At 43.3% G+C, this 9,769-nt stretch carries 7 protein-coding genes and 2 tRNA genes; all 9 read right to left on the minus strand.

The window, feature by feature from the left end; genetic code table 11:
• Positions 1-318: 318 nt before the first annotated feature.
• The gene (truB, locus tag L0G63_RS12690) at positions 319-1,425 is read right to left on the minus strand and encodes a tRNA pseudouridine(55) synthase TruB (RefSeq protein WP_301450983.1); all 1,107 of its coding nucleotides are present in this window, start codon (positions 1,423-1,425) and stop codon (positions 319-321) included.
• Positions 1,426-1,434: 9 nt separating this feature from the next.
• The gene (locus L0G63_RS12695; protein ID WP_301450984.1) at positions 1,435-1,824 is read right to left on the minus strand and encodes a ribosome-binding factor A; all 390 of its coding nucleotides are present in this window, start codon (positions 1,822-1,824) and stop codon (positions 1,435-1,437) included.
• Positions 1,825-2,026: 202 nt separating this feature from the next.
• The gene (infB, locus tag L0G63_RS12700) at positions 2,027-4,762 is read right to left on the minus strand and encodes a translation initiation factor IF-2 (RefSeq protein WP_301450985.1); all 2,736 of its coding nucleotides are present in this window, start codon (positions 4,760-4,762) and stop codon (positions 2,027-2,029) included.
• A gap of 151 nt (positions 4,763-4,913) precedes the next feature.
• A complete protein-coding gene (gene nusA, locus L0G63_RS12705; protein ID WP_301450986.1) occupies positions 4,914-6,398 on the minus strand; it encodes a transcription termination factor NusA in 1,485 nt (494 codons plus the stop codon).
• 136 nt (positions 6,399-6,534) lie between these two features.
• Entirely contained in the window at positions 6,535-7,035 is a 501-nt protein-coding gene (gene rimP, locus L0G63_RS12710) for a ribosome maturation factor RimP (RefSeq protein ID WP_301450987.1), read from the minus strand.
• A gap of 442 nt (positions 7,036-7,477) precedes the next feature.
• A tRNA-Met gene (locus tag L0G63_RS12715) sits at positions 7,478-7,554 on the minus strand.
• Positions 7,555-7,677: 123 nt separating this feature from the next.
• Positions 7,678-7,762, minus strand: a tRNA-Leu gene (locus L0G63_RS12720).
• Between the two features lie 140 nt (positions 7,763-7,902).
• The gene (gene secG / locus L0G63_RS12725) at positions 7,903-8,211 is read right to left on the minus strand and encodes a preprotein translocase subunit SecG (RefSeq protein WP_021814138.1); all 309 of its coding nucleotides are present in this window, start codon (positions 8,209-8,211) and stop codon (positions 7,903-7,905) included.
• 348 nt (positions 8,212-8,559) lie between these two features.
• Positions 8,560-9,384 carry a triose-phosphate isomerase gene (gene tpiA, locus L0G63_RS12730; RefSeq protein ID WP_301450988.1) on the minus strand — a complete coding sequence of 275 codons (825 nt, stop codon included), beginning with the start codon at positions 9,382-9,384 and terminating at the stop codon, positions 8,560-8,562.
• Positions 9,385-9,769: the final 385 nt, after the last annotated feature.

Raw genomic sequence — 9,769 nt, forward strand, 5'->3', positions numbered from 1 at the left:
TTTGCTGGTATCATTAATTCCGAGCTTAACCTATGACTTTTGCAAGAGGTCTAATGTTATGCATCGTTAATAGTCTTCCCTTGACTGGTTTTATGCTTATTAGAAAATGTCCTTGGTTATAATTCTATTTTTTGGTTATTATTGTCGTCCACTTCCATTTTATGCAGCTGTCCTTAACTGGTATATACACTGTATAAAAAAAACAGGTTTCACCATAGGCGAAACCTGCAATAAAATGTGACGGTATGTGATTAGTGTAAACCATTAGTAAAGCAGACAAAAACCGTTGCCTACTGATCAGCATTTATTAATACAGCCTCAACGTTGGATAAGCTTTTTGGGCTGTAAGCGTCCATTGAGGCTGACAGCACCCAATCCAAGAAATGCCCCTTGCTCGTTGATCAAGCGTATATCAACAGGTACCTCGTGCTCTAGAGACTGAGATGTATCCATAACACAATCACTCTGACCCGCACTATGAGTATCGGCAATCTCGGTGTGGTCTGCATTATCGTTAGACATCTGACAACCAGCCATGCTTGCAACCTTATTTACAACATAGTCTCTAAGCTTACCGGTCAAACTCTCAAATACATTTAAGCGCTGGCCCATATGGACACGGGTACACTGTTCATCTGTCAATGTCATCTCAGCATCGATATCAATACAGGCATCAACAGGGAGTAACTGTAGCTGACGTTTATCCAAATCACTTTCTTCTAAAGTCGATAAATCAATAGCATCACTAATACTAAAGTTACCCACCTGCGTGCGGCGTAGTGCCGTTAAATGTCCAAGCGTTCCTAGCTTTTTTGCAATGTCTTCTGCCAATACGCGCACGTAAGTGCCCTTGGTACAAGTGACTGTCAAGAGAATTTGGACATCATCGACTGCTTGTAGATTGATCGCTTTGATCGTGATATCTCTTGGTGGTCTATCAATCTTGATACCAGCACGAGCATACTCGTAAAGTTTCTTACCATCTTTTTTTAATGCTGAGTACATTGGTGGTATCTGCTGCTGATCACCCAAAAACTGCTGGGCAATAGTAGCCAATAAAGCATTATCGAATGCTGGAATTGCTGCTTGCGCCACCACTTGACCGTCTGCATCGCCTGTATCGGTTTGGCTACCAAGTAAGATAGTCGCTTGATATGACTTGTCAGCATCCAGTTGATAATGACTAAACTTGGTCGCCTCACCCAAGCAAATGGGTAACAAGCCCGTTGCCATTGGGTCAAGCGTACCTGTGTGACCCGCCTTTTTGCTGTCATGTATGGGTGATTTAAACAAATATTTCACTTTTGACACAACTTGCTGGGATGTCATACCTTTAGGTTTGTCCACCAAGATAACGCCTGACACTTTTATTTTATCAGACGTTTTATTGGCTTTTTTTTGAGGTTGCTTAGGCGATATAGACATAATAATTACTTACTCGTCATTCTCGTTTTGCTCAGTTTTGGTGACGGCTTTACTGATCAAGTCCATCATGTAGTTACCACGAGCAGTCACTTCATCGTAATGAAAACGCAGACGCGGCGTGGTACGTGTCTTTAGACTATGGCTCAGCTCAGTACGCAAAAACCCTGCCGCTTTATTTAATACTTTGATACTGTCTTCATGATTGGTTTTAGTCATAGCGTCATTGAGCTCAGGCTCCATGATAGTGACATAGACGTCAGCATAACCTAAGTCTGGGCTAACCTTCACACTAGAGATTGTGACAAAACCGGTCAGACGAGGGTCATTGACTTCGTCACGAATAAGAACAGCAAGCTCACGCTGAATCTGATCGGATAAGCGTTGTAAACGTTGATTCATTTTATTACCTTACTTTAATGGGCCTATTTTTATTGATATATAAATTTGGTTGTTGAGAAAATTGGGGCTGATATCTGCTAAAAAAGGCCTAGCAGGGTGTACCTGATAGGCCTAAGTACCGCTTAATATTAGTAAAATATCTAACAAGCTCAGCACATTTGGCGCATTGCATCACTAGATACTCTACTATCGAACAGCGGTTTTAGATAGTACGGGCGAACTCTTGAATTTCAAAGACTTCGATCTTATCGCCAGCTTCGACATCATAGCCACGAACGGCCAGACCACATTCCATACCAGTACGTACTTCATTGACGTCTTCTTTATAGCGACGTAATGACTGCAACTGACCAGTAAAGATAACTTGGTCATCACGCAATACGCGGATAGGTTTGTTGCGATAGATTGTACCTTCAACCACCATACAACCAGCAGCCGCACCAAACTTACTAGAGCGGAATACTTCACGAACTTCTGCAACACCAAGGATTTTCTCCCGATGTTCAGGAGCAAGCATACCACTCATTGCTGATTTGACATCATCAATCAAACCATAGATGACGCTATAGTAGCGAATATCCATGTTAGCAGTATCGGCTTTGCGGCGTGCGGTAGCATCAGCGCGAACATTAAATCCTAATAATACCGCTTCACTAGACTCAGCAAGTGTCACATCAGATTCAGAAATCGGACCAACGCCTGAGCTAATCACTCTGACTTTTACTTCGTCAGTCGACAACTCATTCAATGCCGCCAGCAATGCTTCAAGTGAACCGCGTACGTCTGTCTTCAATACAATGTTCAAGAACGACACATCGCCTTGACCCATTTGATCGAACATGCTTTCTAGGCGCATAGCATTCTGACGCTCAAGTTGACGCTCACGCTCACGGTTGGTTCTAAAGGCCGCAACTTCACGGGCTTTCTTCTCGTCCGTTACTACTAAGAATTCACTACCAGCCGCAGGTGTTTCAGGCAGACCTAAAATCTCCACAGGGATAGAAGGACCAGCTGATTTAACACGTTGACCATTCTCATCCGTTAGTGCACGTACTTTACCGTAGTGCTCACCAGCTAGAACCAAGTCGCCTTGTTTTAGGGTACCCTTTTTGACTAGGACACTAACCACAGGACCACGACCTTTTTCTAGTCTTGATTCGATAACCACACCTTGTGCTGCTCCATCTAACGGTGCTTCTAGCTCCATTAGCTCAGCTTGCAAGCTAATAAATTCTAATAAGTCGTCGATACCTTCGCCTGTCTTGGCTGAAATACGTGCCATTGGTGTGTCGCCGCCCCATTCTTCTGAGATGACTTCTTTCGTTGTCAATTCATTCAGAACACGGTCAGGATCAGCACTTGGCTTATCCATCTTATTGATAGCGACAATGATCGGCGTACCAGCAGCACGTGCATGATCAATCGCTTCTGCCGTTTGCGGCATCATGCCATCATCAGCTGCGACAACAAGTACAACAATATCAGTCGCCTGAGCACCGCGTGAGCGCATAGCACTAAAGGCTGCGTGACCTGGCGTATCAAGGAAAGTAATCACACCGCGATCGGTTTCTACGTGATAAGCACCGATATGCTGGGTAATACCGCCTGCTTCGCCATTGGCCACTTTGGTTTCGCGAATTTTATCAAGCAGTGATGTTTTACCATGGTCAACGTGACCCATGATAGTGACAACTGGTGGACGTGTTTGAACATTACTACTACGCTCATCAACGGCGTCTTGTAGATCATCTTCCACTTTGGTATCACTGACCGGTACTGGATTGTGACCCATCTCTTCGACCAGCAGACTTGCTGTTGCTTGATCAATGGTATCAGACTCACGAGCCATCTCACCCATTTTCATGAGTAACTTAGTCACTTCACGAGCTTTGACCGCCATACGCTGTGCCAGATCAGCAACTGAAATTTGCTCGCTAATCTCAACATCATAGACAATTTTTTCAACTGGCTTTTCAAACTTATGCTGTGATGCTTGTGTTGAACGCAAACCGTTTTTACGGTTTTTGATTTCACGCTCATCTTGATTTTTACGACGACGACCACGAGCACCAGTGCTGTTTGCACCGCGCTTAATTTCGCGACGTTCTTTTTCAAATGACTCTTCTAATGCATCACCGACCAGACCTTCAGCCAATGGTTCATCTTTACGCACTTCGGTAACAGGCTCACGATCGGTATATTTGCCAGCCATTTTACGCATTTGCTCAAGCGTGCGCTTTTGCGCTTCTTCTGCTTGAGTACGGCGAGTTTCTAATTCGATTTCACGCAAACGCGCTTCTTCTTTCTCACGAGTTTCGCGAGCTTTACGCTCAGCAGCTGTCTCAACTTTAGGCTTAGTAGCAGTAACCTTTTTCTTCGGCTGCTCTTTAGGCTTAACTTCAACGGTGGCCTTGCTCGCTTTACCGCCTTTTTTAACGACAACTGAAGTGGAGATATCATCGTTTTTGTCGTCTGACTTTTTGCTAGAGCCTAAGCTTGCACGCATTGCAGCTAAAGTTGCCGCTTGGCGCTCTTCTGCTTTTTTCTTGGTCGCAGCACGTTCTTCTGCTTCTTTAGCAGCACGCTCTTGAGACTCAATGAGAGCCTGCTCGCGCGCGGCTAATTCTTCAGCCATTTTTTCTGGATCCGGCTTCTCAAATACTTTCTTTTTGCGTACTTCAACATTAACGCTCTTAGATTTACCCGAAGAGCCAGTCACACGAGCGGTGCTCGTTGTCTTAGATTTGAGACTAATACGACGCTTTTCGTTTTGACCATGACTTTGTTTTAAATACGTCACCAACTTCTCTTGCTCAAACTCGGTGACTAGGTCATCCTCTGCGCGAGCAGGCAGGCCAGCATCTACTAGTTGCTGCTTTACAGCACTTGTAGTTTTGCCTACCATTTCTGCCAGTTCTTTGACGGTCTTATCTGCCATTTATTATCACCTACTGTCTATTATTTGCTATATGTTCAATTCAGTTGTTGGCTACAAATGATTGGGTTAAGGCCAGTATTTACAGTATGTAGACACCAGCACTTTATTCTCAATAGCATATCACCAAAAGACAGCGATATGCAGTTACCGCTTATTCATCGAACCAAGATTCCCGAGCTTTCATGATGAGTTTTCCTGCAGTTTCGGAGTCTAATCCTTCGATATCTTCTAGATCGAAGACGGCTTGTTCTGCCAAATCATCCACGGTAATAATGTCTTTTTGTGCCATTTTATAGGCCCAGCTGACTGTCATACCTTCAAGCTCTTGAAGCTCTTGACTTGGCTCTTTCATGTTCTGTTGTTTGACCAGCTCATCAGCAATGACAACATCTTTAGCACGCTCTTGAATCATGTCGATTGCTTCATCGTCTAACCCTTCAATGTCATAGAAGGTATCGACTGGCACATAGGCCACTTCTTCGATACTGGTAAAACCGATATCAACCAGCGCCTGCGCTAGATCTTGATCAACTTCTAGGCGCTCATAGAATAACTCAATAAATGCTTTTGACTCATTTTCTTGACGCTGTTTGTACTCTTCTTCGAGCATCATATTAAGCTTATAGCCAGTCAACTCAGAGGCCAAGCGTACATTCTGACCTTGAGAACCAATAGCACGCGCCAACTGATCATTGGTGCTAAAGATAATATCTGCTGTTTGAGTGTCTTCATCTAAGATGATGCTGCTTACGTCTGCTGGCTCTAAAGCACTAATGATGAATTGGGCTGGATCATCTGACCAAACCACAACATCGATACGCTCACCATCGAGCTCTTGCTGTACTGCTTGGATACGCGTACCACGCATACCGATACAAGCCCCAACAGGATCGATACGATGATCGTTGGTCTTTACGGCTATTTTAGCACGAGTACCAGGCAGGCGAGCGACGTTACGGATTTCGATAATTTGCTCTGCAATCTCAGGCACTTCTTTTTGCATCAATGCTGATAGCATTTCAGGATGCGTGCGAGACAACAATAACTGTGCACCGCGATTTTCGCGATTTACATGGTATAAGATAGCATTGATACGAGATTTGGCACGTAGCTGCTCACGTGGCAACATCTGATCGCGTGACAAATACCCTTCAGCATTGTCACCTAAGTCGATGATATAACCATCACGTGTCTGTTTTTTGACTTCGCCATACATCATCTCACCAACACGTGGCTCGAAAGCGTCTGCCACAAGTGCGCGCTCAGCTTCACGAATCTTTTGGATGATGACCTGCTTTGCTTGAGTTGCCGCAATACGACCGAACTCTATGGATTCAATTTGCTCTTCTTTGATATCACCAATTGACCACTCTTCTTGATCGAGATCTGTAATGGCAAGCTGACAAGCTGGCATTTCATGGTCTTCATCTGCAACGACTGTCCAATAGCGATAAGTGTCATAATCGCCAGTTGCTCGATCAATCGATACCCTAACCGCCACTTCTGGCTGCTCGGTATATACTTTTTTCTTGGTCGATACCACCAAAGCGTCTTCTATGGCTTCAAAGATATCTTCAGGATTTAAGCCCTTTTCATTACTGACAGTTTCTACTACCGTTAAGATTTCACGACTCATGCTATACCTGTCCTATCATTTTTTGATTGACTTAAATTTTATAATTTATATGTTGCTACTATATATAGTGGGGATAAATTGCGTAACGTATTTGAGAATAAAGTGCTACTTTACAGAATCACATCACCATATACGTTTAGGCGTCTTCATAAACCAAGTTGGCTTTATCAATATTGCTTAATGCAATCTCAAACTGCTCACCATCACTTGCCGTTAGCTTCAAAGACGTCTCATCAATACTATCGAGCTTACCTGTCGCTTTACGTCGTTTTTGATCACCTGTACCGATGGCTTGAATCAAGCGCAAGCTGACAGTTTGACCAACATAGGCATGCATCTGCTCATCTGAGAAAAAGGCACGATCAAAGCCTGGTGAAGACACTTCTAAAATATATTCGCCAGCAATAGGGTCATGAACTTCGAGGATACCGCTTACTTGATGATTCACTGCGGCACAATCTTCGATAGTAACCTGCTTATCTTGGGCTTGATCTTCTGGCAATGCCTCAATATAGATACGCAGTAAAGAGCGGCGACCTTGTGGCGCAAATTCTATACCCCATAATGACACATCACAAGCGGCCACAGCAGGGGCAATAATATTAGTCAGTTCTGCAACTTTAGTCGAAAGCTTCATAATCTTTTTATATTTTCCTATTCACTTATCTATCGTACTTAGTCAACCGCATGAAGTCTCTGCTTCTCTCCTACCTATATAGCAAGAACCGCGGTCATTATATAATGGTAAACCACAAAACATGTGATATGTGTTGTGCGTTTATATAGGGATGAGCCCAAAAAACATCAAGCTCAGTCAAACAATGCTTTTATTATTAATAAAGCACTACTATCGATAAAAGCGTGAGGAATAAAAGATAGTGTTGCTTAAGGAGCATCGTGCCGGTAGCGGCCGATGATGACCAGTGACGAGTAATATCGTACTCTATAGATCTAGAGCTTAGCACAAGTAGAATAGATACCGCGATAACACTGACCTTCAGATACAAAAAAACCCACAAACATTATGGTGGGTTAATCGGTACTGACAAATTTAGTGTAAAAAACATCAGTATAAAAAGTGGTAGCGGGGGCTGGATTTGAACCAACGACCTTCGGGTTATGAGCCCGACGAGCTACCAGACTGCTCCACCCCGCATCAATCTAGAACGCATATTATAGGGAGGTTTGTTAGAAGTGTCAATACTTTTTTGAAATTAATTATCAAATAAGTATTGTCTACTAAAAATCCAACCTGACGCTATGCTACGTCTATAAAACTTGGTGCGATTGGGGGGACTTGAACCCCCACGGCTTGCGCCACCACCCCCTCAAGATGGCGTGTCTACCAATTCCACCACAATCGCATTGTACTACTCTGATCCTATCGTCCAATCTACAATAAATGATGCTTAAGGTAGGCATCGGTATGATCGGCTTGTCAGAACAGGGGAGCATTGTAAATCTAACGTAAAAAAATAGCAAGTGCTGCCTGCTTAAAAGACGATTACTCAGGATTCTGTGTCAATGGACGCGGCGTTTGCGGTGCTGACACTGGCGCGTCTAGACGAAACTGGTCTTCGGCCTGCTTACGAGCATGAACGGCAAGCGTCATACTGGTAATAAAAAATATGACCGTCAATACCGCCGTCGCACGGGTCAAAAAGTTAGCCGTTCCTGCCGCACCAAATACGGTACCTGATGAACCAGCACCAAAAGAAGCCCCAGCGTCTGCCCCTTTACCATGCTGTATCAAAATCAAGCCAATCATGGCAATGGCCACAATAATATGAAGGGCTAATATAAACGTAAACATGGTGGCCTCTTTTGCCGCGTAATGACGACTGATAACGGAAAATAATACATAAGGTTAACTAACAGGATGATTGGCATTCATTTTAAGGTGGTGTGTTAAAAAGTATGCTGATTAAAATTTGAACAATTTTTGAAGCCTTGAAAGCCCTATAGAATCAGATAACTTAGCATAGATCTTTTATTGACTTTTATCGCCAGCATACTTTTTAGAACACCACCCATTTTAATAATGCCACATCAATTATATAAATAAGGCGCATTGTACACGATTGCAAGGGTACTGTTAAACCTAGTTTTGCTAACGGATAAAGACAGCCTATCAAGAAGATATAATCTTGATATCTGAGGATTATTTATTCGATTCAGTATCCGCTTGGCTAAAAGCATCAGCGATCGCTAAAAAGCTGTCCGCTTTTAGCGAGGCGCCGCCAACCAATGCACCATCAATCATAGTATCAGCCGCAAAGCTTTCTGCATTATCAGCATTGACGCTACCACCGTATAAGACGGTGACTGTATCGGCCATATCAGCAAAACCTGCAACGGTTTGCTTGATATGCTGATGAGTCTTACTCACTTCTGCCACAGTAGGCACCTTACCTGTACCAATCGCCCAGACAGGCTCGTACGCAATAATCAATCTCTCGGACAAAGAAGCTGTAATATCTGGCTGCTGCGCCAGTAAATCTTTGATCACTGAGAGCTGCGTATCAATGATTTCAAATGTTTGATTGTTATCGTACTGTTCTTGCGTTTCACCAATACAGAACACCACGCTTAAATTCTGAGAGAATGCATGAGATAACTTGTTTAATAGGCAATTGTGAGACTCATTGTGATACTGACGACGCTCAGAGTGACCAAGCAGTGTCCAAGTGGCTCCAGCATCTGCCACTTGCTGTGCTGAGCAGTCTCCAGTATAAGCGCCTGTACTTTCACTATGAGCACTAACGTCTTGAGCAGCACAAAGTAATGCGCTATTTGCCAAGCGTGTATGAACGGTAGCCAAGTGTATATTGCTTGGTGCAACCATTAAGTGGCATTGAGTTTTTGACGCTTGTGTCTTGGCTCGTTCTCCAGCATCAACCCTAGATAATAGGTCGTCTAACAGCGCATTGACCTCCTGGCTAGTTGCTGGATTTTGTTTCCAATTACCGATCACCCAAGCTTGCATACTCATCTACCTTGTCTCATGTATTCATGCCAATTTGGCTAATATGCGCGCCAGTATAACAAATAATTCGTAAGTGCTATAGTAGGGTGCTGCCAGGAACCGTAGCGCTTTTCAATACGCATCTTCAAGTGCGATAACTATGCTGTCACTCGTAAGTAGCGATTTTCGGGTGCTAATAACCTATATAAAGCCTTCAAAGTGAAGTAAAGTCGTATATGATTACTTTTATTAAAAACTGCATACTATTAAAAATCACACACTGTGAAAGATCATCACCTTGACGGTAATTACGGAAAATTAAAAGCAACTTTCTGAATAAAAAGCTTAAAAAATAGGGGCTGTATAGAATTGAGAAAACATTGAAAAAAATAAGCAACACCTTACT

The organism is Psychrobacter sp. (genome assembly GCF_030454045.1).
Lineage (GTDB): Bacteria > Pseudomonadota > Gammaproteobacteria > Pseudomonadales > Moraxellaceae > Psychrobacter.